The sequence below is a fragment of the Sulfitobacter sp. genome (genome assembly GCF_039977885.1).
Taxonomy (GTDB): domain Bacteria; phylum Pseudomonadota; class Alphaproteobacteria; order Rhodobacterales; family Rhodobacteraceae; genus Sulfitobacter.
This window is the reverse complement of record NZ_JBDWCI010000008.1, coordinates 361,400-386,109: the sequence shown is the minus strand read 5'-3', so window position 1 is coordinate 386,109 and position 24,710 is coordinate 361,400. Positions and strand designations below refer to the sequence as shown.

The 24,710-nt window shown below is 57.3% G+C and carries 27 protein-coding genes; 7 read left to right on the top strand and 20 right to left on the bottom strand.

Going from position 1 to position 24,710, the window contains the following annotated elements; all coding sequences use genetic code 11:
* From deoD to ABJM03_RS06430, 3 genes are all read right to left on the bottom strand, one after another.
* A complete protein-coding gene (gene deoD, locus ABJM03_RS06440) occupies positions 1-705 on the bottom strand; it encodes a purine-nucleoside phosphorylase (RefSeq protein WP_348416504.1) in 705 nt (234 codons plus the stop codon).
* A gap of 258 nt (positions 706-963) precedes the next feature.
* On the bottom strand, positions 964-1,284 hold the full coding sequence (locus ABJM03_RS06435) for an H-NS histone family protein (RefSeq protein WP_348416502.1): 321 nt from the start codon (positions 1,282-1,284) through the stop codon (positions 964-966).
* A 102-nt stretch (positions 1,285-1,386) separates the two neighbouring features.
* Complete coding sequence (locus ABJM03_RS06430) at positions 1,387-3,357, bottom strand: protein meaA (protein WP_348416500.1); 1,971 nt, start codon at positions 3,355-3,357, stop codon at positions 1,387-1,389.
* A gap of 199 nt (positions 3,358-3,556) precedes the next feature.
* Between ABJM03_RS06430 and ABJM03_RS06425 the strand changes: the two genes are divergently transcribed.
* From ABJM03_RS06425 to ABJM03_RS06405, 5 genes are all read left to right on the top strand, one after another.
* The gene (locus ABJM03_RS06425) at positions 3,557-4,957 is read left to right on the top strand and encodes a 1-acyl-sn-glycerol-3-phosphate acyltransferase (RefSeq protein ID WP_348416498.1); all 1,401 of its coding nucleotides are present in this window, start codon (positions 3,557-3,559) and stop codon (positions 4,955-4,957) included.
* 110 nt (positions 4,958-5,067) lie between these two features.
* Positions 5,068-6,348 (top strand): crotonyl-CoA carboxylase/reductase, encoded by a 1,281-nt coding sequence (gene ccrA / locus ABJM03_RS06420; protein WP_348416496.1) that lies wholly within the window; start codon positions 5,068-5,070, stop codon positions 6,346-6,348.
* Between the two features lie 370 nt (positions 6,349-6,718).
* Complete coding sequence (locus ABJM03_RS06415; protein ID WP_348416494.1) at positions 6,719-7,441, top strand: autoinducer binding domain-containing protein; 723 nt, start codon at positions 6,719-6,721, stop codon at positions 7,439-7,441.
* 93 nt (positions 7,442-7,534) lie between these two features.
* Positions 7,535-8,170, top strand: coding sequence for an acyl-homoserine-lactone synthase (locus ABJM03_RS06410; RefSeq protein ID WP_348416492.1), 636 nt, complete (start codon positions 7,535-7,537; stop codon positions 8,168-8,170).
* A 42-nt stretch (positions 8,171-8,212) separates the two neighbouring features.
* Positions 8,213-9,751 (top strand): AAA family ATPase, encoded by a 1,539-nt coding sequence (locus ABJM03_RS06405; protein WP_348416490.1) that lies wholly within the window; start codon positions 8,213-8,215, stop codon positions 9,749-9,751.
* Here the strand turns inward: ABJM03_RS06405 and ABJM03_RS06400 are convergent, their stop codons facing one another.
* From ABJM03_RS06400 to ABJM03_RS06350, 11 genes are all read right to left on the bottom strand, one after another.
* A complete protein-coding gene (locus tag ABJM03_RS06400; RefSeq protein WP_348416489.1) occupies positions 9,752-10,513 on the bottom strand; it encodes a TIGR02186 family protein in 762 nt (253 codons plus the stop codon). It lies immediately after the preceding gene.
* The gene (locus ABJM03_RS06395) at positions 10,510-11,424 is read right to left on the bottom strand and encodes a sulfite exporter TauE/SafE family protein (RefSeq protein WP_348416487.1); all 915 of its coding nucleotides are present in this window, start codon (positions 11,422-11,424) and stop codon (positions 10,510-10,512) included. Before ABJM03_RS06395 ends, ABJM03_RS06400 begins: the two co-directional genes overlap by 4 nt.
* A 75-nt stretch (positions 11,425-11,499) precedes the next feature.
* On the bottom strand, positions 11,500-12,471 hold the full coding sequence (locus ABJM03_RS06390; protein ID WP_348416485.1) for an ABC transporter permease: 972 nt from the start codon (positions 12,469-12,471) through the stop codon (positions 11,500-11,502).
* 3 nt (positions 12,472-12,474) lie between these two features.
* Positions 12,475-13,569 (bottom strand): ABC transporter permease, encoded by a 1,095-nt coding sequence (locus ABJM03_RS06385; RefSeq protein ID WP_348416483.1) that lies wholly within the window; start codon positions 13,567-13,569, stop codon positions 12,475-12,477.
* Complete coding sequence (locus ABJM03_RS06380; protein ID WP_348416482.1) at positions 13,570-15,162, bottom strand: ABC transporter ATP-binding protein; 1,593 nt, start codon at positions 15,160-15,162, stop codon at positions 13,570-13,572.
* A gap of 92 nt (positions 15,163-15,254) precedes the next feature.
* A complete protein-coding gene (locus tag ABJM03_RS06375; RefSeq protein WP_348416480.1) occupies positions 15,255-16,250 on the bottom strand; it encodes a BMP family ABC transporter substrate-binding protein in 996 nt (331 codons plus the stop codon).
* A 145-nt stretch (positions 16,251-16,395) separates the two neighbouring features.
* Positions 16,396-16,812, bottom strand: a complete 417-nt coding sequence (locus tag ABJM03_RS06370) for a GNAT family N-acetyltransferase (protein ID WP_348416478.1) — start codon at positions 16,810-16,812, stop codon at positions 16,396-16,398.
* Positions 16,809-17,495, bottom strand: coding sequence for a tRNA (adenosine(37)-N6)-threonylcarbamoyltransferase complex dimerization subunit type 1 TsaB (gene tsaB, locus ABJM03_RS06365; protein WP_348416476.1), 687 nt, complete (start codon positions 17,493-17,495; stop codon positions 16,809-16,811). The genes ABJM03_RS06370 and tsaB overlap by 4 nt, the downstream gene beginning before the upstream one ends.
* A 1-nt stretch (position 17,496) precedes the next feature.
* Complete coding sequence (locus ABJM03_RS06360; protein WP_348416474.1) at positions 17,497-18,057, bottom strand: NifU family protein; 561 nt, start codon at positions 18,055-18,057, stop codon at positions 17,497-17,499.
* An 89-nt stretch (positions 18,058-18,146) separates the two neighbouring features.
* Positions 18,147-18,602 carry a universal stress protein gene (locus ABJM03_RS06355; RefSeq protein WP_348416473.1) on the bottom strand — a complete coding sequence of 152 codons (456 nt, stop codon included), beginning with the start codon at positions 18,600-18,602 and terminating at the stop codon, positions 18,147-18,149.
* An 87-nt stretch (positions 18,603-18,689) separates the two neighbouring features.
* Positions 18,690-18,920, bottom strand: coding sequence for a hypothetical protein (locus tag ABJM03_RS06350; RefSeq protein WP_348416471.1), 231 nt, complete (start codon positions 18,918-18,920; stop codon positions 18,690-18,692).
* Between the two features lie 190 nt (positions 18,921-19,110).
* Between ABJM03_RS06350 and ABJM03_RS06345 the strand changes: the two genes are divergently transcribed.
* Together ABJM03_RS06345 and ABJM03_RS06340 are read left to right on the top strand one after the other, a co-directional pair.
* A complete protein-coding gene (locus tag ABJM03_RS06345) occupies positions 19,111-19,818 on the top strand; it encodes a M48 family metallopeptidase (protein ID WP_348416469.1) in 708 nt (235 codons plus the stop codon).
* Between the two features lie 56 nt (positions 19,819-19,874).
* On the top strand, positions 19,875-20,234 hold the full coding sequence (locus tag ABJM03_RS06340) for a YigZ family protein (RefSeq protein ID WP_348416468.1): 360 nt from the start codon (positions 19,875-19,877) through the stop codon (positions 20,232-20,234).
* Positions 20,235-20,264: 30 nt separating this feature from the next.
* Here ABJM03_RS06340 and ABJM03_RS06335 read toward each other — a convergent pair whose 3' ends face one another.
* The 6 genes from ABJM03_RS06335 to ABJM03_RS06310 form a co-directional block, all read right to left on the bottom strand.
* Positions 20,265-20,621, bottom strand: coding sequence for a hypothetical protein (locus tag ABJM03_RS06335; RefSeq protein WP_348416466.1), 357 nt, complete (start codon positions 20,619-20,621; stop codon positions 20,265-20,267).
* A 168-nt stretch (positions 20,622-20,789) separates the two neighbouring features.
* Positions 20,790-22,160, bottom strand: coding sequence for a 30S ribosomal protein S12 methylthiotransferase RimO (rimO, locus tag ABJM03_RS06330; RefSeq protein ID WP_348416464.1), 1,371 nt, complete (start codon positions 22,158-22,160; stop codon positions 20,790-20,792).
* Between the two features lie 40 nt (positions 22,161-22,200).
* Positions 22,201-22,614, bottom strand: a complete 414-nt coding sequence (locus ABJM03_RS06325) for a rhodanese-like domain-containing protein (protein WP_348416462.1) — start codon at positions 22,612-22,614, stop codon at positions 22,201-22,203.
* Positions 22,615-22,677: 63 nt separating this feature from the next.
* Positions 22,678-23,202, bottom strand: a complete 525-nt coding sequence (locus ABJM03_RS06320; protein WP_348416460.1) for a YHS domain-containing (seleno)protein — start codon at positions 23,200-23,202, stop codon at positions 22,678-22,680.
* A 136-nt stretch (positions 23,203-23,338) separates the two neighbouring features.
* Positions 23,339-24,130 (bottom strand): SseB family protein, encoded by a 792-nt coding sequence (locus ABJM03_RS06315; RefSeq protein WP_348416458.1) that lies wholly within the window; start codon positions 24,128-24,130, stop codon positions 23,339-23,341.
* Entirely contained in the window at positions 24,127-24,708 is a 582-nt protein-coding gene (locus ABJM03_RS06310; RefSeq protein ID WP_348416627.1) for a uracil-DNA glycosylase family protein, read from the bottom strand. The genes ABJM03_RS06315 and ABJM03_RS06310 overlap by 4 nt, the downstream gene beginning before the upstream one ends.
* Between the last annotated feature and the right edge of the window lie 2 nt (positions 24,709-24,710).

The window sequence follows — 24,710 nt, the reverse complement described above, 5'->3', positions numbered from 1 at the left end:
TCAGCTGAACGCGGCCTCAAGGGCGATTTCAACCATTTCTCCGAAGGAGCGTTCGCGGTCCTCGGAGGGCAGCGCTTCGCCGGTTTGCAGGTGATCCGATACGGTAAGCACGGCCAAAGCGCGACGGTTATGGCGCGCGGCCAGCGTGTAAAGTTCTGCCGCTTCCATCTCGACCGCTAGAATGCCGTGGCGGACCATTTGTTCGTCCAGATCAGGCCGTTCAGCATAAAATACATCCGAGCTGTATATCCCGCCCACATGGGTTTTGCTGCCTTTTGCTTCGGCGGCGGCAACGGCGGCGCGCAGCAGGCCCCAATCGGCGCAGGGGGCATAGTTGACGTCACGCAGGATCGCCGAGGAGGGCGAGGTGATCGTGCTGGCGGTCATGGCGATGATCACGTCACGGATGTTCACATGAGGCTGCATGCCACCGCATGAGCCGATGCGGATCAGGGTTTGGGCATTATAGGTCGAGATCAGTTCGTTCGCGTAGATGGAAAGAGAGGGCATGCCCATGCCGGAGCCTTGGATCGTCACGCGGTTGCCGCGCCATGTGCCGGTATAGCCCAGCATGCCACGCACTTCATTGACCAACTCTGCGTTTTCCAGAAACGTCTCAGCGGCCCAGCGGGCGCGATAAGGGTCTCCGGGCATGAGCACGGTTTCGGCAATCTGGTCTGGGCGCGCGCCGATATGGACGGTCATCTGGGTGTCTCCTGTCTGAGGTTGGGTGCAAGATGCCGAGCCTGTGCAGCAGGGGCAAGTTCCAATCAAGCATTACCTTACGGGCATTGCAGTAGATGTTGGGTTTTGAGGAATTTTGCCGCGTTAAGGCGGGCACCGCGTGGGAATTGCGGGGCAGCTGTGCGGGATTAATCTGTGAATGAGATTGACCGCAAAACGCTTAATGTCGTGCGGGAGTATCGAATAGACCGATATTCTCCCGCACAAATTGAATTTAATTCAAATTTCCAAACTTGTTGGATTGATTCCCTTTTCTACCGCTGCGCGAAACCAATTCGGTTGTCGGCCTTTTCCGGTCCATGTGCGCGATGGATCATCCGGATCTGCATATTTCGGAGCGGATGGGTTTTTGGGCTTTTTCGGACCTCGGGATTTCTTTGAGGCGTTTTGATTTTCGTCATCTAACTCGTTGAGAGAAAAGCCATATTCTGCCGCAGCGCGTTCGGCTGCCTTGCGGGCTTCACGGCGGTCGCGCGCTTGTGCGGCTTCCAGTGCTTTCTGCGTTTCGGCCAAAAGCTTTTCAAGCTCTTTACGGCCCATTGTTTTCAATTCCATTGTCGTCATTTAACCACTCCACATTTACACGGATAGTAATTACCAAAAACGGATTTAAGTGACAGTTAAATTTTCGGTGTAGAAGCGTTACTCAGCGGCAGTTTGCTCAGGATCTGCGAGTGTAATGATATCGGCCATAATTGTATTCAGTTCGAAATCTTTGGGCGTGTAAACGCGGGCTATCCCCATTTCGATAAGCCGTGTGGCATCGTCATCGGGAATAATGCCGCCGACAATAACCGGAATATGGCTCAGACCGGCAGATTGCATTTGGGAAATTAGATCCTGGATGAGTGGAATATGAGAACCTGACAATATGGAAAGGCCGACAACATCGGCCCCATCGCGGGTGGCCGCAGCTACGATTTCGGACGGGGTCAAGCGGATACCTTCGTAGACAATATCCATGCCGCAATCGCGGGCGCGCACCGCGATTTGTTCCGCGCCGTTGGAGTGGCCATCCAGACCGGGTTTGCCGACAAGGAACTTCAGGCGGCGGCCCAGCCGGTCGCTGACGGCATCCACGGCCATGCGTAAATCATCGAGGCCCTCTGTCTTATTCGAGCGGCCACTGCCCACGCCGGTGGGGCCGCGGTATTCACCGTGCACGGCGCGCATTTGCGCGGCCCATTCGCCAGTTGTTACGCCTGCTTTTGCCGCGACAATTGAGGCTGGCATGATATTGCGCCCTTCCGCTGCTGCGGTGCGCAGCTCTTTGAGCGCGGCGGCTACTTCGCCTTCATTGCGCTGAGTGCGCCATGCGTTGAGGGTTGCGATTTGTTCGGCTTCAACTTTGGGATCAACAGTCATAATGCCGCCATCCCCTGTCATCAGGGGGGACGGCTCTCCTTTTTGCCATTTGTTGACGCCAACGACGATTGTTTCACCGGCCTCAATTCGGCCAAGCCGTTCTGAATTGCTCTCTACCAGGCGGGATTTCATATAATCGATGCTATCAATAGCGCCGCCCATACTGTCGATATTTGCCAATTCGGCGCGGGCACCTGATTTCAATTCCTCGACCTTTGCGTCCACGGCAGGGTTGCCGTCGAATAGATCGTCAAACTCCAAAAGATCTGTTTCATAGGCGAGGATCTGTTGCATCCGCATGGACCATTGTTGGTCCCACGGGCGGGGCAGGCCCAAGGCTTCGTTCCATGCGGGCAATTGCACGGCGCGGGCGCGGGCCTTTTTGCTTAACGTCACGGCCAACATTTCGATCAGGATGCGGTAGACGTTGTTTTCGGGTTGTTGTTCGGTAAGGCCAAGGGAATTCACCTGCACGCCATAACGAAAGCGGCGGTATTTCGGGTCAGTCACGCCATAGCGGACCTCGCAAATTTCATCCCATAGGTCGACAAAGGCACGCATTTTACACATCTCGGTCACAAAGCGGATGCCGGCGTTTACAAAGAACGAAATGCGGCCCACGAGCGCGGGGAAATCTTTTTCGGCCACGCGTGGGCGCAGTTGATCAAGCACCGCAGTGGCAGTCGCCAGAGCGAATGACAGCTCTTGTTCGGGCGTGGCACCGGCTTCTTGCAGGTGGTAGGAACAGATGTTCATCGGGTTCCATTTCGGCACGGATGTATAGCAATACTCGGCCACATCCGCGATCATCTTGAGCGAGGGCGCAGGCGGGCAGATATAGGTGCCACGCGACAGGTATTCCTTGATCAGATCATTCTGCACCGTGCCTTGCAGGTTAGAGATATCCGCGCCTTGTTCCTCGGCCACAGCGATATAGAGCGACAAAAGCCACGGCGCGGTCGCGTTGATCGTCATTGAGGTGTTCATCTGTTCAAGCGGGATATCCTTGAACAGCGCACGCATGTCACCCAGATGGCTGACCGGCACGCCGACTTTGCCGACCTCACCGCGCGACAGGGTGTGGTCGCTGTCATAGCCTGTCTGCGTGGGCAGATCGAAGGCAACGGACAGGCCTGTTTGTCCTTTGGCGAGGTTGTCGCGGTACAGCGCATTGGAGGCTTTGGCGGTTGAGTGGCCGGCATAGGTGCGGATGAGCCACGGGCGGTCTTTTCGGGGGGCATCGGTCATGGCGGGCCTTTGGATTTGAGTGAGTAATAATATTTCCTTTAGTGATTGTTATATGAAATTTTACACCCCTGTCAATTCGCCGCGTTGCGGCATTGGATGCGACGTTGCGTAGTTGCCTGGCCCCTATGGGCTGAGCTTGCCTTACCATAGGTTAATTCGGTGTTGCGCCCTGATGCGATGGCCTGCAAGGGTGCGGGGTATGACCCAGACAGTGCAGCTTCCTCTTTGGCTTTTCATTCTGATCGTGCTGTTCGCGGCTGTCACGGCGCTGAGCCATTTTTTGTTACCCTCCGTGCGCTGGTTCTTTCGCCGCCGGATGGAACGTGCGGTTGCGCGGCTTAACAAAAGGCTGAAGCGCCCGATCCAGCCGTTCAAGCTGGCCCGTCGCTATGACATGATCCAGCGGCTGATTTATGATCCCGAAGTATCGCGCGAGATTGTACAATACGCCAAGGCCAACAACGTGCCGGAAAACGTAGCCTTTCAAAAGGCACGCGAATACGCCCGCGAAATCGTGCCCAGTTTTTCTGCTTTTGCCTATTTCAGCTTTGCTATGCGGTTGGCCAAGCTGTTGGCAAAGGCGGTTTACCGTATCCGCACCGCGCCGCAGAACGATGGGGTGTTTGCCGCCATCCCCGAGGATGCGACGGCGATCTTTGTGATGAACCACCGCAGCAATATGGATTACGTTCTGGTCACCTATCTGGCTTCCAAGAATTCGACGCTCAGCTATGCGGTGGGAGAGTGGGCGCGGGTCTGGCCGTTGAGCGCGCTGATCCGGTTGTGGGGGGCATATTTTATCCGGCGGCGATCGCGCGGGGGGCTCTATCGCAAAGTTTTGTCGCGCTACGTGCAAATGGCGACAAATGGGGGCGACACGCAGGCGTTCTATCCTGAGGGCGGGTTAAGCCTGACGGGGCGGTTACAGCGGCCCAAGGTCGGATTGTTGAGCTATCTAGTGGACGGGTTCGACCCCGAGGGCGAGCGTGATCTGGTATTTGTGCCAGTGGCAATCAACTATGATCGGGTGATCGAGGACCGTGTGCTGATGGCAGCCCATGCGCGCGGCGATCGCCGTTTCGGTGCGCGAATTTCTGTGGTGGTGGGGTTTGTGTTGCGCAAATTCTGGCGACGCTTGCGCGGGCAGGACACACGTTTTGGCACCGCAGCGGTGGCCTTTGGCACGCCGGTGAGCTTGCGGGAATATGGCAAGGTCGATGACGTGGATGGATTGTCGCACGAGCTGATGGCGCGGATCGAAGCGGTGATGCCTGTGCTGGGCGTCCCGTTGGTGGCGACGGTGCTAAAGACCCGTGAACCGATGACGACGACACAGTTGAACGAGGCAGTGCTGGCGCTGATGGAGCGGCTTCCGGCGCGGTCGCTCGAGATAGATACAGGCAATGTCGGTGCCGAGATTGCGCAGGCTTGTACGCATATGGTCCAGCACGGGTTGATCGAGCAACAGGCAGAGGTGTGGCGCGTCATGCCCGGGCAGGAGGTAGCCGTCGCATTCTATGCCAATTCAATCGCGCATTACCTGCATAACGGGGATGATGCCGCAGGTGCGAAGGAGGTTTCTGCGGTCGCGAGGTCATAAAATTACAAAAATAGCACTCTTTAGATTGCAATGTTGCGCGATGAGTTTTACTCAATCGGTAGGCGCCGCGATTCCGCACGGCAGCATCTATACATTCGCAGGAGGGCGACATGGCACTGGACACGACGATCGCGCATTACAACGCACCGGAAAAAGACCTGTATGAAATGGGCGAAATGCCCCCTATGGGGCATGTCCCGAAACAGATGTACGCATGGGCGATCCGTCGTGAACGCCATGGTGAGCCGGATACTGCGATGTTGGAGGAAGTGGTGGAGGTGCCCAAGCTCGACAGTCAGGATGTTCTGGTGCTCGTGATGGCGGCGGGGATTAATTATAACGGTGTTTGGGCGGCGCTTGGTCAGCCGATCAGCCCTTTTGACGGGCACAAGCAACCCTATCATATCGCCGGCTCCGACGCTTCGGGGATTGTGTGGGCGGTGGGGGACCGTGTGACCCGCTGGAAGGTGGGCGACGAGGTTGTGATCCATTGCAATCAGGATGACGGTGATGACGAAGAGTGCAACGGCGGCGACCCGATGTATTCCCCCTCACAGCGTATCTGGGGGTACGAGACACCCGACGGGTCGTTTTCACAGTTTACGCGGGTTCAAAGCCAACAGTTGATGCCGCGCCCCCGACATCTGACATGGGAGGAAAGTTCTTGCTATACGCTGACGCTGGCCACGGCCTACCGGATGCTGTTCGGACATGAACCGCATGATCTGAAACCCGGCCAGAATGTATTGGTTTGGGGGGCGTCGGGGGGCCTTGGCTCTTATGCGATCCAGTTGATCAATACCGCCGGAGCAAACGCGATTGGCGTGATCAGTGACGAAAGTAAGCGTGATTTCGTAATGGGGCTGGGTGCCAAGGGGGTTCTGAACCGCAAGGATTTCGATTGCTGGGGGCAATTGCCCAAAGTGGGCAGCGATGAATACGCCACATGGTTTGCCGAGACGCGAAAATTTGGCAAAGCCATTTGGGATATCACCGGCAAGGGCGTGAATGTCGATATGGTGTTTGAACACCCCGGCGAAAGCACCTTTCCTGTGTCAACTTTTGTGGTCAAAAAGGGTGGTATGGTCGTGATCTGCGCGGGGACTACGGGGTTTAACCTGACATTTGACGTACGCTATATGTGGATGCACCAAAAGCGCTTGCAAGGGAGCCATTTCGCCCATCTCAAACAGGCTTCGGCGGCAAATAAGCTGATGCTGGAGCGCCGTCTGGATCCGTGTATGTCAGAGGTTTTTGCGTGGAGTGATCTGCCCGAAGCGCATATGAAGATGCTACGCAACGAGCATAAGCCGGGGAATATGGCAGTGCTTGTGCAGGCACCAAAGACGGGGTTGCGGACCCTCGAAGATGCTCTTGAGGCGCGCGGGTAACCTACACGCTTCATTTACCAGACAGCTGATACCCTACGAATCGTATCTGAGAATCGTAGGGTATCAATCGTTTGAAAGCCGCTATAAATTTTTCAAAGGGTTAAAAATAATGCACTCCCCATTTATGGGGAGTGGAAATAGGCGAATAGGCCGTAATTTTGCACCGTGCTACCTTGTTGTTAAGGCGCTGTTAACCATTTAGAAGGGACACTTAGAATGCGTAGTGATTGGGTATTAGACGTTCTCGCCGACTTGCGCAGTTTCGCTCATGTAAATGGTCTGCCCAAATTGGCAGAGCAGCTGGATGATACTGCGCTAATTGCCATGGCAGAGTTCGCTTCAAGGGATGAGAGGTCTGCGCCGAGCGGACATGCAGCGGATACAAACAAAACTGGAGGACATATTGTCCTCGTTGGAAGAAGCTGACACATTTGAGCGCATGCAAAGCGTCAGTGTGGCGCTTAGAGATTATTTCGAAATTGATCATGTTGTATATCACTGGGTGGATTCACACGGGGATCAATACGGTTGCGGGACTTATTCCAAGGCATGGCAAAAAAAATACCTCGACGAAAATTACCTTCGGATTGATCCGGTTATTCAGGGGTGTTTCCAGCGGTTTCATCCTGTGGACTGGAAGCGGTTTGACTGGTCGAGCAAGGCCGCGCGCGAATTCTTGAAGGTTGCCAGAGAATACGGTGTCGGTAATCAGGGGTATTCGATTCCGATCCGCGGGCCGAACGGGCAGTTTGCCCTGTTTACGATCAACCATCATTGCGATGATGAAACATGGGCTGCCTTTACCCAGAAAAATCGTCGTGACCTGATCCTGATCGGGCATTGTTTCAATGAGAAAGCCTTGGATTTTGAACCGGACCGACAACCGGAACAACAGCAGGCCCTCTCACCGCGTGAAATCGATGCGATGACGTTATTGGCCATCGGCTATAGCCGTGCACAGGTTGCCAACAAGCTTTCCATTTCCGAACATACGTTGCGTGTCTACATCGAAAGTGCGCGTTTCAAGTTGGGCGCATTGAATACGACACATGCAGTGGCGCGCGCGATGAGCCGTGGGTTGATCGTGGTCTAACACAGCCCGACCGCCGCGCGTTGCGTATAGGCGTTGTTAACAAATGTCTGGCTACTTCTTGCCGCATCTTTTGATGCTGCAGGGAGCCGCGCAATGCTACGATACCTCTACGCCGACCAACTTGTTGATTTTCCCCGACTGTCTGACGAAATGTTCACACACCGCGCCGAACAGTTTCACAATCGGCTGGGCTGGGATGTCAGCGTCGATGCGCGAGGACATGAGCGTGACGAATATGATGATCTGAACCCGCTATATGTGATTTGGGAAACGCCAGAGGGCGGGCACGGCGGCTCGACCCGGTTTTTACCGACGACAGGGCCAGTGATGGTCAACGATCATTTTGGCAATCTGATCAGCGCGCCGATCAAAAGCCCGCTCATCTGGGAATGTACGCGTTTTTGCATGGCGCCTAATCAGGGGCCGCATGTTGCTGCGGCCTTGATGCTGGGCGGGGGCGAATTGATGAAGGGCTTTGGGGTTGAGCATTTCGTGGGTGTGTTTGATGCGCGCATGGCGCGGATTTATAGCCGCGTTGGTTCATCGCCTGAAATATTGGGCAGCATGGGCGAGGGCCGTGGGCGCATCAGTGTCGGTTTGTGGGAATTCGACGAACAGGCGCAGCTCCGTGTGGCACAGCGCGCAGGAGTAAGCCCCGCGCAGAGCCGCGCGTGGTTCGAGCGCGCTTTTGGCACCTCAGCAACTCCTGAATTTGCCGTCAGCGCCTGAACGGCTCTGGTCCCCGTCCCGCCATAGGCATAGTGTCGGCGCATGACAAATGCGCTTACCTATTCCGACGATCAGGCCAATGCCTATGACGCCGTCTGTGCCATGCTTAAATCGGCAGGTATCAGCCTTGAAGATGACCTGTTGATGCCGCCTAAAGGCGGCAAGGCGCAGGTGATGGCGGTCACGGGCAAGGCGGGCTCGGGCAAGACATTGCTGCTGGCAGAGCTGTATAAGGCGCTGGAAGCGGCGGGTGTCGAAATTATCTCGGGTGATTACGAGAGTAAAAAGCGCAAGGATAAACGCACATTGGCGATCCTTGCGCCGACCAATAAGGCGGCCAGCGTGCTGCGTTTGCGCGGCGTGCCCGCCACCACCATCCACCGCATTTTATATACCCCCGTCTATGATCCCGAATATGAGCGTATTGCCGAGTGGCTGGCGGGCAATGGCGAGCGGCCCGAGGATGTTGAAGGGCTGACCGAGGTCGCGCTGGACCGCGCGTTTGCTTTTTATAGCACCAATAAATCTATCCCCGGCGCGCTGGCGGCGGCGGGATTGCGGGGCAGTGACTTTATCACCGGCTGGAAGCGTCGCGAAGAGCCGTTGGATATCGGGTTTGTCGATGAATCCTCGATGCTGGATGACAAGCAGTTCCAAGACCTCAAAGAGATTTTCCCGACGCTGCTGTTGTTTGGCGATCCAGCACAGCTTGCCCCTGTTGGCCAGTCCGGCACGATGGTGTTCGAAAAGCTCCCCGAAGAGCGGGTGATGAACCTCAACCGGATTTTCCGGCAGGAGGCTGATAACCCGATCCTTGATCTGGCCCATGCGCTGGCGGATCCTGATATCGGGTTCGAGCAGTTTGAGCGAATGGTCGAAGAGGCTTCCAAACGCGATGAGCGTGTTGTTTGGGGGCAGCGGGTCGAGGTGGATCTGATGGCGCGCAGCCCCGTGCTGGTCTGGCGCAACGCCACGCGTATCCGGTTGATCAACGCATTCCGGCGTGTGCATGGCGCGCCCGAGGACGCGCTGGTGGAAGGAGAGCCGTTGATCTGTGACGGGATCGAATTGCCGCTCAAGCACCGCAAGAAACGATTAGACCTTGAGGCGCGCGGCCTGATCAAAGGGGCGCAGGTGGTGTATCTGGGGGCAGGGCGCAAGCCGGGCTTTTCACGCTTGCACGTCATGGGGGCCGAAGATCCACAGGTGAGCGCCGCAAGCATCGTAAAGATTGAGAAACCCGACGAGGAAGAGCCCTTTATCCCTTTTGCCGCTCGCATGGGGGCAACATTTCTGCATGGGGCTGCTGTGACGATCCACAAGGCGCAAGGATCGCAATGGGACACGGTGCAGGTCTTTGCACCTGACCTTTATGCCGCCGCGCGGATGGGGCGGATGGAGGCGGGGCAGCCGCTTTGGAAACGTCTGGCCTATGTTGCGATCACCCGTGCGCAGGAACGCCTGATCTGGGTGGTGCGCAACCGTTTGGCCAAACCGTCATACGAGCTTGCGGTGGATGATCTAAAGGCAATTGCCGCCCCGACGCTGACATTGGATGCGTCGGAAAGTGACCTTGGTTGATTAGCGGCGCATCAAGCTAAACACGGCTGACGCGCCCCAGCCGGCCAGAACCGCGATAGCCAGTGACAACAGCCCGTAAAGGAATGACTGTTCACGGCTCAGGATAAACAGGAATTGCTCGATCCCTACTTTGCGCACGTCGATGAGCGTTTCATATTGCGCCACAACCTGTCGGTCGCGCGTCAGAAAAATACGGGTTTCGTAATTGCCTTCGGTCAAGGCAGAGGGCAGCTCGACAGAGGTGCGGAACAGGGTCTGTTCTTCGACGGTGACCTCGTCTTCGTTTAGCTGGTAAAGATCTTCGCCCTTGCGGATACGGATCAGCGATTGCACGAAGTCGCCGGCATTGGTGATGTTTGCAGGGGCCCCGATCGAACGGATGGCCCGAGGAATAGAGACTTTGTGCCGCTGGTCCTCGACAGCGCTAAGCGCCTCGTTCAGCGGTACAGAGGTGTTGACCGCATAAAAGCTGGGGGCGCTATCCACTTCGACAGCATCCACGTTTACCCAGATGCCAAGCCGTTTCTCCTTGCGGCGGACAAGCACAGGCGCGGAGGGGCCAGCGACCGTGACGATAACCTGCAAGTCGGAATCCGTCGGGATCGGCTCTTCGCGCTTTACGGCCCCGAAAACCAGAATTTCCGAGCCATTGAAGTTTGTCGTGATCGAGACCTTGTTCTGGCTTAGCCCCAGCACGACCTCTTCATCGGCGCTGGCCGCACCGGCCAGAAGGATCAGAATACAGGCAAAGGCGCGGATCATTGGGTGCCTACAGGGCTAAGGGAGTAAAGCTCGGCTGGTTGGAGGAGCAGCTCGAGTGCCAGTTTGCCGCAGACAATCAGAACCAGCGCTGCGAGAAGAATGCGCAGCTGTTCGGCTTTCATTTTCATCCCGATCTGTGTGCCGATCTGTGCACCGATTACCCCCCCGACAAGCAATAGCAATGCGAGTATGATATCGACGGTGTAATTTGTTGTGGCATGCAGCATGGTGGTGAAGGCGGTCACAAAAATGATCTGGAACAGCGAGGTGCCGACAACCACCTTTGTCGGCATACCAAGCAGATAAATCATTGCGGGCACCATGATGAAGCCGCCACCAACGCCCATAATCGCGGCAAGGATCCCGACAAGCGTGCCGACGATCAGCGGGGGGATAACCGATATATAAAGCCCCGATACGCGAAAGCGCATTTTGAACGGCAGCCCGTGCACCCAGTTATGTTTTTGGCGTTTGGGGGCTTTGCCTTTGCGGACATTGCGGATGGCGCTAAGGCTTTCGATGAACATCAGCCCGCCAATGACGCTGAGGAAAAGGACATAGCAAAGTTTGACCAGCAGATCGACCTGACCCAAAGCTTTGAGGATGTTGAAGATATAAACACCCGAACCTGAACCGATCAGGCCACCGACCAGTAAAACGCCCCCCATCCTGAGGTCCACCGTCTTGCGCTTGAGGTGTGCCAGCAGGGCTGAAAACGAAGAGGCGACAATCTGGTTGGTGGATGTGGCCACAGCCACCGCGGGGGGGATGCCGATAAAGAACAGTAAAGGGGTAATCAGAAAGCCGCCACCGACGCCAAACATGCCGGATAATATACCCACGATTCCGCCAAGCCCCAGCAACAGGAATGCGTTGACCGATACTTCCGCGATGGGCAGGTAGATTTGCATATTTTTCCTTAGGCCGCGGCGGGCAGAAAATCAATGATCTTAGCCCGCCGGCTCAACTATGGGTCATTTCTGGACTTATCGTTCTTTCACATAGGGTTCACCACCAGCCCTTGGGGGGATGGCTTTGCCTACAAAACCGGCAAGAATGATCACGGTCATTACATAGGGCAATGCCGCCAGCAGCTGGCCCTGTACCTTGATCCCGATCAGCGATTCGATCACATCGGGACGGGTTTCCAGCGCGCCGAACAGGCCGAACAGCAATGTCGCATAAAGTGCATGCCATGGGCGCCACTTGGCAAAGATAAGGGCCGCCAATGCGATAAACCCGCGACCAGCTGCCATGTCTTTGACAAAGCCAGCCTGCAACGCGGTGCTGAGGTATGCACCTGCGATGCCACATAGGACGCCACAAATGCCCACAGCGGCAAAACGCAGGCCCACGACCGAAACGCCTGCGGTATCGACCGCCGCAGGATTTTCACCTACCGCGCGTAGGCGCAGCCCAAAGCGGGTGCGGAACAGCAGCCACCATGTGAAGGGCACTGCGGCAAAGGCGATATAGACAAGGATCGAGTGCCCCGAGATGAGTTCGTAATAGAGCGGCCCGATGACGGGAACATCGCGCAGCGCTTCGGCAAAGGGCAGGGTGATCGGCTCAAACCGGCCATTCCCGATCAGCGATGGCGTGCGCCCGCCCTGTTTGAACCAGGCCTGTGCAATCAGAACCGTAAGGCCGGCAGCAAGAAAGTTGATGGCCACGCCCGAGATGAGCTGGTTGCCGCGGAAGGTGATAGAGGCGACCCCGTGAATAGCGCTTAGCGCCAATGACGCGGTGATGCCTGCCAGTAGGCCAACCCAGACATTGCCGGTCATCGCGGCAACAGCAGCAGAAAAGAACGCCGCTGCAAGCATCTTGCCTTCCAATCCGATGTCGAAAATCCCGGCCCGTTCGGAGTACAGCCCCGCAAGGCAGGCCAGCAGTAAAGGCGTGGCAAGACGCACGGTCGAATCCAGTAGCTGGATCAGCGTGAGGTAGATTTCCATGGCTCAGGCCCCCCGATTACGCAGTGCAAGGAACACACGTTCCAATGGCATCCGCACCATATTGTCCAGCGCGCCGGTGAACAGGATCACCAGTGCCTGAATAACCACGATCAGCTCGCGCGGGATCGTCGTCCAAAGAGCCAGTTCGGCACCGCCCTGATACAGAAACCCGAATAGGATCGCCGCGATGAAGACACCGAAAGGATGCGATCGCCCCATAAGTGCCACAGCAATACCGATAAAGCCCGCGCCTTCGACGGAATTGAGCACCAAACGCTCTGCTTCGCCCATGACGTTGTTGATCGCCATCATCCCCGCCAGCGCCCCCGAGATCATCATGGTGACCATAATGATTTTCACGGGCGGCATACCAGCATAACGGGCGGCGGATTCCGATTGGCCAAAGCTGCGGATTTCATAGCCTAGCCGTGTGCGCCAGATCAGGACCCAGACAAAGACACAGGCCATCAGGGCAACCACCAAAGAGACATTAGCGGGGGCGGATTTGGAGAATTCAATGCCCAGAGGGGCCAGCATTTCGTGGAGTGTCGGCAGATGCACTGTATCGCCAAACCGTTCGGTCGCCGGATCCATGGACCCTTGCGGGCGCAGCATATTGACCAGCACATAGTTCAGCAGGGCAGCGGCGATAAAGTTGAACATGATGGTGGTGATGACGATGTGACTGCCGCGTTTGGCCTGCAACCACGCAGGGATCGCGGCCCATGCCGCACCAAACAGCGCCGCGGCAATAGTGGCACCGATCAACGCCAGCGACCAATGCGGCCAGGGGATGTATAAACAGGCAAGCGCCACGCCAAGCCCGCCAAGCGCCGCCTGACCTTCGCCACCGATGTTAAATAGCCGCGCATGAAACGCGACCGCAACGGCCAGCCCTGTGAACATGAAATTGGTCGCATAATAAAGCGTATAGCCCCAGCCATAGCTGGATCCGAGCGCGCCGGTGACCATAAGCTTGGCCGCCGCCACGGGGTCTTCTCCGATGGCGAGGATCACCAGCGCAGACAGAATACCCGCAAGCAGCAAAGAGATGAGCGGCACAAGGATCACCTCGGCCCATTTCGGCATCACATCCATTTATTTCGCCTCCCCGTCGCCCGCATGGGCGAGGTTTTCTTGAATTTCCTCAACGCTATGTGGCGCGTCCGTATCGGTGATACCGGCCATCAACAGGCCCAGCTCTTTTTCGTCTGTCTCAGTGGACAGGCGCTCGCCCATAACCTGACCGTCAAACATCACGGCGATCCGGTCACTCAGGGCCATGATTTCATCCAGTTCGACGGAGACAAGCAATATCGCCTTGCCCTTATCGCGCAGGGCGATGATCTGTTCGTGGATGAATTCAATTGCGCCAATGTCCACGCCGCGCGTGGGCTGACCGATGAGCAGCAGATCCGGGTTGCGCTCGATCTCGCGGGCCAGCACGATTTTTTGCTGGTTGCCGCCCGAGAAATTTTTCGCTGCCAGCTTGGGATCGGGGGGGCGCACGTCGAAACGCTCCATTTTGGCCTCGGTATCAGCGCGGATAGCCGCGTTATCGATCAACATGCCGGCGCGGTACGCCGGATCGTGGTGATAGCCGAAGGCGACGTTCTCCCATGCGGCGAAATCCATGATCAGGCCTTCGCGCTGGCGGTCTTCGGGGACATGGGCGATGCCCCGCGCGCGGCGGGTGCGACCGTCCGAAAGTTTCCCGCTCAGGTCAAGCGGCTGACCGTTGACGGTGATCTGCCCCGTGCCGTCGGCATAGCCGCCCAACACTTCGAGAAGCTCGGATTGTCCGTTTCCGGCAACCCCCGCAATGCCCAACACTTCGCCTGCGCGCACGGTAAGGTTGATGCCTTTAAGGCGTTCAACGCCTTTGTCGTCATGCACGCGCAGGTCTTTGACATCCAGCACCACATCGCCCGGTTGTGCAGGTGTTTTATCGACCCGCAACAGAACCTTGCGTCCTACCATCAGCTCGGCCAGTTCAGCCGGAGAGGTCTCGGCGGTCTTGACCGTGGCGGTCATTTCTCCACGCCGCATGACAGAAACGGTATCGGTGGTATCCATGATCTCGCGCAGTTTATGGGTGATCAGGATGATCGTTTTGCCCTCGGCGCGCAGGCGGTCAAGGATACGGAACAATTGGTCTGCCTCAGCAGGGGTCAACACGCCTGTTGGCTCATCAAGGATCAGGATGTCGGCCTGCCGGTACAGCGCTTTGAGGATTTCCACACGCTGCTGCATGCCCACGCCGATATCTTGGATAAGCGCGTCAGGTTCAACGTGCAGGCCGTAATCTTCGGCCAACTCCATCAACGTGCGCCGCGCTTTGGCGATGGAAGGTTTGAGCCAGCGGCCATCCTCTGCGCCCAGAATGATATTTTCCAGAACGGTAAAGTTTTCGACCAGTTTGAAATGCTGGAACACCATGCCGATGCCCGCGGCAATGGCGGCTTGGCTATCGGGGATTTGGGTCTTTTTGCCCTTAATAAAAATCTCGCCACGGTCGGCTTTGTAAAAGCCGTAAAGGATCGACATTAAGGTGGATTTTCCGGCACCGTTTTCGCCGATGATGCCGTGGATTGTGCCGGGCATCACGCGGATCGAGATGTCCTTGTTGGCCTGCACGGGACCAAAAGCTTTTGATATGCCTTTAAGCTCGATGGCGGGGGCGGCTGTCATGGGCAAATTCCTGCGGTGCGTAAATGTCACTTACAATGAATGGGGGCCGCGTTGAGATATCAACGCGGCCCCGACGTGTATGTCTTATAGACTTAGAAGCTAAGCGCCGGGCAGCTGTCGTCGGTCATATAATCGTGAACAGAAAGCTCGCCGCTGGCGATTTTCTCCGCCGCTGCATCTACTTGTGCCTGCATTTCAGGGGTGACCAAAGATGCGTTGAATTCATCCATGGCATAACCCACGCCACCGTTGGCGATACCCATAACGTTAAAGCCTTTTTCCATGCCGGGGCCGTCGGTCATCGCCTGGTAGACGGCGTTGTCGACGCGCTTGAGCATGGAGGTCAGAACCTTGCCGGGGTGCAGGAAGTTCTGGTTGCTGTCTACACCGATGGACAGGATGTCTTCATCGGCTGCTGTCTGCAACACGCCGACACCGGTGCCGCCCGCGGCAGAAAACACCACGTCAGAGCCTTGGCTGATCTGCGCTTTTGTCAGTTCCGATCCTTTTACAGGGTCGTTCCATGCGGCAGGGGTGGAGCCGGTCATATTGGCAATCACGTTGATATCGGGGTTCACCGCTTTGGCACCTTCGGCAAAGCCGCAGGCGAATTTACGGATCAGCGGGATATCCATACCGCCAATAAAGCTGACTGTGCCGGATTTTGAGGCTTCAGCCGCCAACATGCCAACAAGGTAGGAGCCTTCGTGCTCGTTAAACACGACCGAGCGGACGTTCGGCTGGTCCACGACCATGTCGATGATCACGAAATCGGTGTCGGGGTAATCGCCAGCCACCTGACCCAGCGCATCACCAAAGGCAAAGCCGGTCATCACGATGGGATTGGCACCCGCTTCGGCAAAGCGGCGCAGAGCCTGTTCGCGCTGGGCTTCTGACTGAAGCTCGATCTCGCGGTAGCTTTCGCCGGTTTCTTCTGCCCAACGCTGCGCGCCGTTATAGGCGGCTTCGTTGAAGGATTTGTCAAACTTGCCGCCCAGATCGAAGATCAACGCGGGCTCGGCCAATGCGGCACCCGTGCTCAAAGCAAGAGTGGCGGCCGCACCAAGGAATTTGGTCATGAGGGTCATAGGTTTCTCCCAGTGTTTGTTTTGGGGCAGGTGCCGCAGCATCCCCGCCCGAATTCGCGCGCTTGCGCGACGCTGGTCTAAATTGTCGGACTGGATGGGGGGCGGGTCAACCTGATTCTATCAAGGAAATGTGAACAGCAATAAATTAACCCAACGTCAGTGCCCGCGTCATGAGCACGGCATCCGCTGGCGGGCCGCTTGCGCGTGCATAATAGCCTTTGCGTTGACCGCTGCGCTTGAACCCAGATGTTTCATAAAGCGCCAATGCGGGAATATTGTCTGCGGCCACATCCAGAAATGCGGTATCGGCACTGGCGCGGGCATCAGTGATCCATTGGGCCAATAGGGCGCGCGCAATGCCTTTGCGTTGACTGGAGGGGGCCACCGCGAGGGTCAATAGCTCGGATTCGCCGGCAACTGTGCGGGCCACTGCAAAACCGCCGTTGCCCGGATAGACGCGGATAAGGGGCTGCGTCAGGAGCTGCGCGAACTCTTCTTCACGCCAGGGGCGTTCCATCAGAAAGGCCGCTGCATGGATTTCTGCCATCTGGGCCGGTGTCATGGGAGGATGATCGGCGGCGTGTCACGTGCAGGGGCCGCATCGGGCGCACGCACATAAAGCGGGGCAGGCGGCTTTCCCATGTCATAGCCCTGGGCGTATTTCCATGCGGCCACGCGGGCGATGGTGCCGGCGGGATTTTCAACCTGACAGGGACGGGCCTGTGCGCCCAGCTGTGCTGCGATGGTTTCGGCCATATGGCCGGTGACGCAAAGGCCGGTTTGTGCGAAATGGGTCGGTATTGCGGTGGGATCAATCAACTCAGGCTCCGAGACCGGCCGCCCCTGCGTTAAGCGCTGGACATAGGCGGCATCACGCGGGGCACCTACAACAACCAGTTCATGCGCCACAGCTTCGGGCGCATCCGGTGCGCAAAGCATCTCGAAAGTTGAAACGGGAATCGCGGGCACGCCAAGCGCAAGGGCAAGGCCCCGCGCCGCCGACACCGATATGCGGATGCCCGTAAAATTGCCGGGGCCAACGCCGATACCGATGGCGCTGATGCCTTCCAGCGTGAGCTCCGATTGGGCGAGCATTTCCTGACAAAGAACCAGAATGCGCTCTGCCTGGCCCTTGGCCATGGGTTCGGTCGCGGCGTGTTGCACTGCGCCGTCTGCAAACACAGCAGCCGCGCAATGCGCGGCCGAGGTGTCAAAGGCCAGAAGCGTGATGTTATCGCGCGTCATGTCAGGCGACGGGGCGCACTTCGGTCACTTCGGGGATGTAATGGCGCAGGAGGTTTTCAATGCCCATCTTCAACGTCAGTGTAGAAGAAGGGCAGCCCGCGCAGGCCCCTTGCATGTGCAAATAGACCACGCCGCGGTCGAAGCCGTGGAAGGTGATATCACCGCCATCCTGTGCCACAGCAGGGCGCACGCGGCTATCAAGCAGCTCTTTGATCTGGCCGACAATCGCACTGTCTTCGCCTGTATGTTCTGCATGGCCGGATGACGCAGTATGATCAGCCCCCATCACGGGCTGGCCGGATTGGAAATGCTCCATGATGGCGCCCAGCAGGCTTGGCTTGAGATGATCCCACTCTACGCTGTCTTCCTTGGTCACGGTCACAAAATCGGTGCCGAAAAACACGCCGGTGACGCCGTCCACGGCAAACAGCCGCGTGGCCAGCGGGGATGCATCCGATGTATCTGCGGTTGGAAAATCAGCAGTGCCCATTTCCAGCACCGTCTGACCGGGCAGAAACTTGAGTGTGGCCGGGTTCGGGGTGGATTCGGTTTGGATAAACATGGGGTCAACCTTTTGGTATGGGATGGTCCAGATATGCGAGCACGAGGCCGCGATGTCAAGGTGTTTGGAATGGTTCTAAACTGGAGGGGCTAGGTAATCGCTTCGAGGCGCTCTTTGCTCATCTCGCCGGGAACGATGGTAACGGGCACAGGTAGATCGCCAGAATTACGGCTGAGTTGTGTGACCAACGGGCCGGGGCCTTTGCCGCTTGTACCCGCACCCAGAACCAATACGCCGATTTCTGGATCTTCTTTGATCTGGGCGATGATTTCATCCACGGTCTGGCCTTCGCGGATAATCAGCTCGGGCGTGACGCCTTGGCGGTCGCGCATCCATTTGGCGAAAACCTCATAATGCACTTCGATCCGCTCGCGAGCTTCTTCGCGCATGATGTCGCCGACGCCGATCCAGTGGTTGAACTCTTCGGGTGGAATGACTGCCAATACTGCAACGCCGCCGCCGGTCTTTGAGGCCCGCATCGCGGCAAACCGCATCGCCGCAAGGCATTCGCGGCTTTCGTCGAGGATCACAAGAAACTTGCGCATTGTTTTCTCCCTACTTCGGCAAGGATCATGACGCTTGCGAAGGCGGCTGGCAATTGGCTTTTGCCCTGCTCGTCCGCGGAGGGACAGTTAAGGGGCGCTGTGATAGACGCCCTCGGGCAGGTTTAGGGCCGCGGCCAGATCGCGCAACTGGTTCGGAGAGAGGGTAATCATGCGGACGCTATCAGTCTTGGCATCCCATTGTTCGATTGTGATCTGGCTGGCAAAAGCATTTAGCGTAACGTCTTCGCGCAGGGGTGTTTCACCCTCGTCGACAAGGGTGATTACGGTCGCGTCGAATTCGTGTTCAATGGTAAACATAAACCACAGACTACCTGATCACGGCTGCCGTGCAAGCAGGCAGATCGTTGTGGCACAACTGCACATGGGCATATCGTGAAGCGAACGGGCTGGCCTCGCGGGAATTGCGTGTTAAATTGGCGCGGTCGGTGTAGTATTTGCGCCTGACCGATACAAAGGTAAAGCGGGTGAGGATCCAGAGCTTATGATAATGCGTTTTTTCAGTGCTTTGGGTCTTTGTGCCGCATTGGCCGCTTGTGAGGTGCCGGTGGATGCAACCGTTCAGACACCGTCGGGCACGTTGACCGATCCCGAAGTGTCCACGCCTGCGCGTGCACGTGCGCGCAGTTTTGTGCAGGTGGTTGAAACCCTTGAGCCGGTGGCCGAGCGGGAATGCCGCGCCCGCACGCAGGGGGTGAACTGTGATTTCAACATTTTGGTTGATGATCGCCCGGGCCAACCTGCCAATGCTTATCAGACGGTGGACCGTCAAGGTCGCCCAATCATTGCCTTTACGCTGGCATTGATTGCTGATGCCCGTAACGCGGATGAGCTGGCCTTTGTTATGGGGCATGAGGCTGCCCACCACATCGCAGGCCATATTGCGCGCCAACAACAAAATGCGGTTGCAGGTGCGGTGATCTTTGCCGGCCTTGCCACGCTCAGCGGCGGGGATGCCAATGCCGTTCAGTCGGCGCAGGAATTGGGCGCGCAGGTCGGCGCACGCAGCTATTCAAAAGAGTTCGAGCTGGAGGCAGACGCGCTGGGCACAGTGATCACCAAGAAAGCCGGCTATGACCCGTTGCGCGGTTCCGAGTTCTTTACCCGCATCCCTGATCCGGGTGACAAATTTTTAGGGACACACCCGCCTAACGCCGCGCGTATCGAGGTCGTGCGCCGGACTGTGGCGGGGCTGTAACAACCTGCATATCCGCCTTTTAGGGAAATCTGGTCAGGGACGGGCAGGTCTAAGAAATGCAAAAGCTCGGGCAAATACTTTCGGATCGGGGCAGCAAATATGCCGTGTCTGGATGCGCTGTGACGGACCGCGCCGGGATTGATGCGGCGCTCAAAACGCTGAAGCGTGAAAAAGCCTATGCAAAGGCGACCCACAACACATGGGGTGCCTTGTTATCCGCCGACGGGCCGCTCAAGGCCGATGACGGAGAGAGCGGCGCAGGCATGGTGATTTTGCGGATGTTGGAACGCGAAGGGCTTCAGGACCACCTTGTGGTGGTCACTCGCTGGTACGGCGGTAAGCATCTGGGCGGCGACCGCTTTCGCCATGTTCAGAGCTGCGTGCGGTTCTATCTGGATGCACTGTCAGACGTATAGAGCTGCGCGCTTGCCCGCCTTAAGCCAGCCCTAACGCGGCTTGTTGCTATCAATCCACCGCGACATGAGCGCGCGGTCGCGGAAACACTCATGCGGAACCTGCGTGCGTTTGAGCCGCGCAATCCGCTCGGCAAAGCCGACCTGCTTTGAGGAAGGGTAGTCGTTGAATGCGCTGGGTGCGGGCTTATGGGCGTCAATCCATCTGGACAGACGCGCGCGGTCTTCGGCAAAACCGGCGGGCAACTGCGACTTGGTCTTTTCTGCTAAGGATTTGGCATAATCAATTTGCTTCTGGGTTGCTGGCACAGGTGTAGGCAGCGGCAGTTCCGCTTGAACCTCTGTAAAGGCGGCCTCGAAAAGATCGGGCAAACTTGGCTGAAACGACATGGCATGCTCCTTTTTCCTGTTCTATCCAGATATAGAACGTAAAGAGAACATTTCAAGTGTAGCAATGGAATGTGCCACGGGCATCACAGGGCAGGGCCCTTATCCCTGTGTTTTTAGATGAAAAATACGTTGTAAAAGACCGGTGCGCAGATACCGCCCTTGGGGGATTTAAATAACCCGCCCCCAAAGATCGTATTCACCCGCTTCTTCCACCTCGACCGTGACGATATCACCCACGGTCAGGTTTTCGAAGTCCTCATCAATAAACAGGTTGCCGTCGATTTCCGGCGCATCTGCTTTGGTGCGGCAGGTCGCGGCGTCTTCGTCGATTTCGTCGATGATCACATCCATACGCTGGCCCACTTTGGCCTGTAGCTTTGCTTCAGAGATCGCTTGGGCCTTTTCCATGAAACGGTTCCAGCGGTCTTGTTTGACCTCAGCATCCACATGGTCGGGCAGGGCGTTTGATCGCGCGCCTTCGACGTTTTCATACTGGAAGCAGCCGACACGATCGAGCTGTGCCTCATCCATCCAATCCAGCAGCGTCTGGAATTCGGCCTCTGTTTCACCGGGGTAGCCGACGATAAAGGTCGAGCGCAGCGTGATGTCTGGGCAGACGTCACGCCATGCGGCGATCTCGTCCAGGGTTTTCGAGGCAGCAGCAGGGCGCGCCATACGTTTGAGCACATCAGGGTGTGCGTGCTGGAACGGGATATCGAGATAGGGCAGCACAAGGCCCTCGGCCATCAGCGGGATCAATTGGCGCACATGCGGGTAGGGGTAGACGTAATGCAGCCGTACCCACGCACCCAAACTGCCCAAATCGCGCGCCAGATCGGTGATATGGGCGCGGTGGCCGCGATCTTCGGCGTGTTTGATATCGACCCCGTAGGCCGAAGTATCCTGTGAGATCACCAACAGCTCTTTCACGCCGCTCTCGACGAGCTTTTCAGCTTCGCGAACTACCGCATGGGCAGGGCGGCTTTGCAGTTTGCCGCGCATGTCGGGAATGATGCAGAATTTACACTTGTGATTGCAGCCCTCGGAAATCTTGAGATAGCTGAAATGGCGCGGGGTAAGCGATACGCCAGAGGCAGGCAGCAGATCAATAAACGGATCGGGCGACGGTGGCACCGCCAGATGCACGGCGTCCAACACTTGTTCATATTGATGCGGACCGGTCACGGCCAGAATTTTGGGGTGATGTTCGCGGATGTAATCCGGTTCGGCCCCTAAACAGCCCGTGACGATCACGCGCCCGTTTTCGGTCAAGGCCTCGCCAATCGCATCCAGACTTTCGGCTTTGGCACTGTCCAGAAAACCACAGGTATTCACAACCACCGCATCCGCACCTGAATAGTCGGGCGAAATTGCATAGCCCTCGGCGCGCAGCCGCGTCAGGATGCGTTCACTATCCACCAGCGCCTTGGGGCAACCAAGGCTGACCATGCCGATGGTCGGCTGGCCAGAGCGCGCAGGCTCGGTGAATTTGGCGCGAGGCGCGAGATCGGGGCGAAGGTTTGGTGGGTTTGTGCTCATGTCCAGCGCTATAGGCTACGCGCGGGCTTTGGGCAATTGCTCAGACACGCCTAATGGGCAGACCGGTCTTGATCCAGCCCGGGCCATCGCCCGATCCAAGCATCCCTTCGGGCACGTCAATGATGTTGGTGAACCCTGCTTTGCGCAAAACACGCGAGAACCCGCGCGAGCGCACGCCGCGCGCGCAGATTAACGCCACAGGGGCATCTTTGCTGGATATATGAGTGAGAAGTTTCTGCGTGAACTCGGGATCGCGCAGGTCAATGGGAATTGCACCTTCGCCGACACCGTAATGCGCCCATTCATCGGGGCGGCGGATATCGACCAGCGTGATACCGCCGCGAATGGCAAGGGTATAAGCATCGGTCACGGTTAGTTTGCCGCTTTGGATGCTGCTGGTGAAAGCGGCCCCATATGTTGGCAGGCCGGCAAAAAGGGCAGCGCCCCCAAGCAAGACAGTGCGCCTTGCAAGTGGGGGCATTAGGTGCTGGGACGGGGGCGCTGCGACTGTCACGGATCAGCTTTTAGGAGCTGCCGAGGACCACTGTGGAATCGTATTTTCGGAGGCTGGTTTCGGATCAAGGCTGGGCCAGTTGCCGGTAGATTTTACCAGATTGCCCGGAATGTCTTCTTCCCAGAACCCTACAACGTTTTTGGTGATGTTGAGGTACAGTTTGTCGTCAACGATGCGCCACAGGGTCGGGTTGCCGGGAACTTTGCCGCCTTGGGCAACGCCATAGGCGCAGTGGCCGTCGTACTGAGGTGCGTATTTTGCAGGGTTCGCCAAAAACGCGTCGCGGTTCGCTTCGGTCGAGAAAGCGAATTTTGAACCGTTGTATTCGGCAGTAATAGATTTGTTACCTTCAACTGGCGCAGGCTGGGTTTGGCCAACCGGATTTTGCTCCAGCGAGAAATAAGCCACAACGTCATAACCCGAGACAGCATAGCCTGTTTCATCAATATATTGGTCGCCAGCGAAGGCAGCACTTGCAAAGCTCAGTGCAGTGGCCGCAGCGGCGATGGTGAGGGCGAAACGGTTCATAGTCTTCTCCTGAATGGCGGCGCTTGTGGCCTATTGAGAAAAAGCTAGCTTGCGGCCACTTCAATTGCATCTCGCAACTGCGTTACCTCGCGGATCTGTGAGCGGCGCGTGAACACAACACCGCAGAATCGCCTGTTTATTTCAGGATCGGGGGATCGCTGGGGTCGGTTCCGGGCATTCTGGGTGTCTTTTGTAACGTCTCCATCTGCGGCAGATCAAACCGGAGCCCTACCCGCATCAGCTTTTCGACGGTTGCTTCGGAGTGGTTGAAAAAGCCGACATCCATGGCACCGGCCTCGATTCCCGAAAACGTCAACGCTTCTGAAGCGGCGCGCACCAAAGCGTCGCGGGCGCGCGGGATGGCGTCGATAAAGGCCAGCAAATGCCCGCGCCCGCCGCCTTCATAGGCCACACCCACCAGCCATGCGTTTGCCGCCATGCCCGTGGCGGTGGCTAATTTGGCGTCGATGGCTTCGATCAGGCTTTCGGGTAGGCCTTTGGGCGGTAGCACGGCTTCAATCTTGGCTTCGACCTCTGCCGCTTCATGGGTCAGCGTCTGGCGCAGCCACGCCACGGCCGTGTCTGGCAGCAGGATCGCGGATGGGGCGACATCAATATTGAGCGCGATACCTAATGGCTGCCCTTCGAGCATTGCAGCCACATTGCGCCCTGACAGGGCGACATAGGCGGCTGTGTCGCCGGCATATTGCGCAAGCCGTGCGGCACGGTCGAACGCCAGCAGATATTGCGCGCCTTCGGCCTCGATCACTTTGGGCGAGATGTCGTCGCCCTCGGGCTCTGCCTCAAGTAGCAAAAAGAGTTCGATATCTGCCATCCGTTCGTAAAAGCGCAAACGCGCTGTATCATCTTCAGGCGCGGCCATCATTGCGGCGTGAGCGGTGTCGAGCGGTGTCAGATCCATTGTCATACTACCTGTGCAACGGCGGTTTGCAGGCGGGGTAGAACCTCGGCCTCGAACCACGGATTTTTCCTGAGCCAACCCGTATTGCGCCATGACGGATGTGGCAAGGCAAAGACGCCTGGCGGGTGGCTGTCCCATTCGCGCACAGATTGGGTGACGGTTTTGAAATTTTCCAGATGATAGCGCATGGCATGGCCGCCGATCAGCACGGTAAGCTTGATATCGGGCACCATGTCCAACGCTGCCTTGCGCCACGTGCGCGCGCAGATGGGCGGCGGAGGCAGGTCGCTGCCTTTGCCGTTATAGCCGGGAAAGCAAAATCCCATAGGAATGATCGCCACACGGTCGCGATCATAAAATGTTGCCTCATCCAGCCCCAGCCAACTGCGCAGGCGCACGCCCGAGGCATCCCAAAAGGGAGTATTGGCCTTATGCACTTTCATGCCGGGCGCTTGGGAGGCGATAAGCAGCTTTGCCTTGGGCGCAAACCACACAACCGGATTGGGGCGGTGTGCAGTGGCGGTGAGGGCAAAGCGGTCTGCACATAGGGTGCAGTCGCGCAAGTCGGGGCGGATGTCTTTCATAT

Coding starts and splice junctions, on each gene's coding strand:
- deoD (WP_348416504.1), bottom strand. CDS start 705: ATGACCGTCCATATCGGCGCGCGCCCAGACCAGATTGCCGAAACCGTG.
- ABJM03_RS06435 (WP_348416502.1), bottom strand. CDS start 1,284: ATGGGCCGTAAAGAGCTTGAAAAGCTTTTGGCCGAAACGCAGAAAGCA.
- ABJM03_RS06430 (WP_348416500.1), bottom strand. CDS start 3,357: ATGACCGATGCCCCCCGAAAAGACCGCCCGTGGCTCATCCGCACCTAT.
- ABJM03_RS06425 (WP_348416498.1), top strand. CDS start 3,557: ATGACCCAGACAGTGCAGCTTCCTCTTTGGCTTTTCATTCTGATCGTG.
- ccrA (WP_348416496.1), top strand. CDS start 5,068: ATGGCACTGGACACGACGATCGCGCATTACAACGCACCGGAAAAAGAC.
- ABJM03_RS06415 (WP_348416494.1), top strand. CDS start 6,719: ATGCAGCGGATACAAACAAAACTGGAGGACATATTGTCCTCGTTGGAA.
- ABJM03_RS06410 (WP_348416492.1), top strand. CDS start 7,535: ATGCTACGATACCTCTACGCCGACCAACTTGTTGATTTTCCCCGACTG.
- ABJM03_RS06405 (WP_348416490.1), top strand. CDS start 8,213: ATGACAAATGCGCTTACCTATTCCGACGATCAGGCCAATGCCTATGAC.
- ABJM03_RS06400 (WP_348416489.1), bottom strand. CDS start 10,513: ATGATCCGCGCCTTTGCCTGTATTCTGATCCTTCTGGCCGGTGCGGCC.
- ABJM03_RS06395 (WP_348416487.1), bottom strand. CDS start 11,424: ATGCAAATCTACCTGCCCATCGCGGAAGTATCGGTCAACGCATTCCTG.
- ABJM03_RS06390 (WP_348416485.1), bottom strand. CDS start 12,471: ATGGAAATCTACCTCACGCTGATCCAGCTACTGGATTCGACCGTGCGT.
- ABJM03_RS06385 (WP_348416483.1), bottom strand. CDS start 13,569: ATGGATGTGATGCCGAAATGGGCCGAGGTGATCCTTGTGCCGCTCATC.
- ABJM03_RS06380 (WP_348416482.1), bottom strand. CDS start 15,162: ATGACAGCCGCCCCCGCCATCGAGCTTAAAGGCATATCAAAAGCTTTT.
- ABJM03_RS06375 (WP_348416480.1), bottom strand. CDS start 16,250: ATGACCCTCATGACCAAATTCCTTGGTGCGGCCGCCACTCTTGCTTTG.
- ABJM03_RS06370 (WP_348416478.1), bottom strand. CDS start 16,812: ATGACACCGGCCCAGATGGCAGAAATCCATGCAGCGGCCTTTCTGATG.
- tsaB (WP_348416476.1), bottom strand. CDS start 17,495: ATGACGCGCGATAACATCACGCTTCTGGCCTTTGACACCTCGGCCGCG.
- ABJM03_RS06360 (WP_348416474.1), bottom strand. CDS start 18,057: ATGTTTATCCAAACCGAATCCACCCCGAACCCGGCCACACTCAAGTTT.
- ABJM03_RS06355 (WP_348416473.1), bottom strand. CDS start 18,602: ATGCGCAAGTTTCTTGTGATCCTCGACGAAAGCCGCGAATGCCTTGCG.
- ABJM03_RS06350 (WP_348416471.1), bottom strand. CDS start 18,920: ATGTTTACCATTGAACACGAATTCGACGCGACCGTAATCACCCTTGTC.
- ABJM03_RS06345 (WP_348416469.1), top strand. CDS start 19,111: ATGCGTTTTTTCAGTGCTTTGGGTCTTTGTGCCGCATTGGCCGCTTGT.
- ABJM03_RS06340 (WP_348416468.1), top strand. CDS start 19,875: ATGCAAAAGCTCGGGCAAATACTTTCGGATCGGGGCAGCAAATATGCC.
- ABJM03_RS06335 (WP_348416466.1), bottom strand. CDS start 20,621: ATGTCGTTTCAGCCAAGTTTGCCCGATCTTTTCGAGGCCGCCTTTACA.
- rimO (WP_348416464.1), bottom strand. CDS start 22,160: ATGAGCACAAACCCACCAAACCTTCGCCCCGATCTCGCGCCTCGCGCC.
- ABJM03_RS06320 (WP_348416460.1), bottom strand. CDS start 23,202: ATGAACCGTTTCGCCCTCACCATCGCCGCTGCGGCCACTGCACTGAGC.
- ABJM03_RS06315 (WP_348416458.1), bottom strand. CDS start 24,130: ATGACAATGGATCTGACACCGCTCGACACCGCTCACGCCGCAATGATG.
- ABJM03_RS06310 (WP_348416627.1), bottom strand. CDS start 24,708: ATGAAAGACATCCGCCCCGACTTGCGCGACTGCACCCTATGTGCAGAC.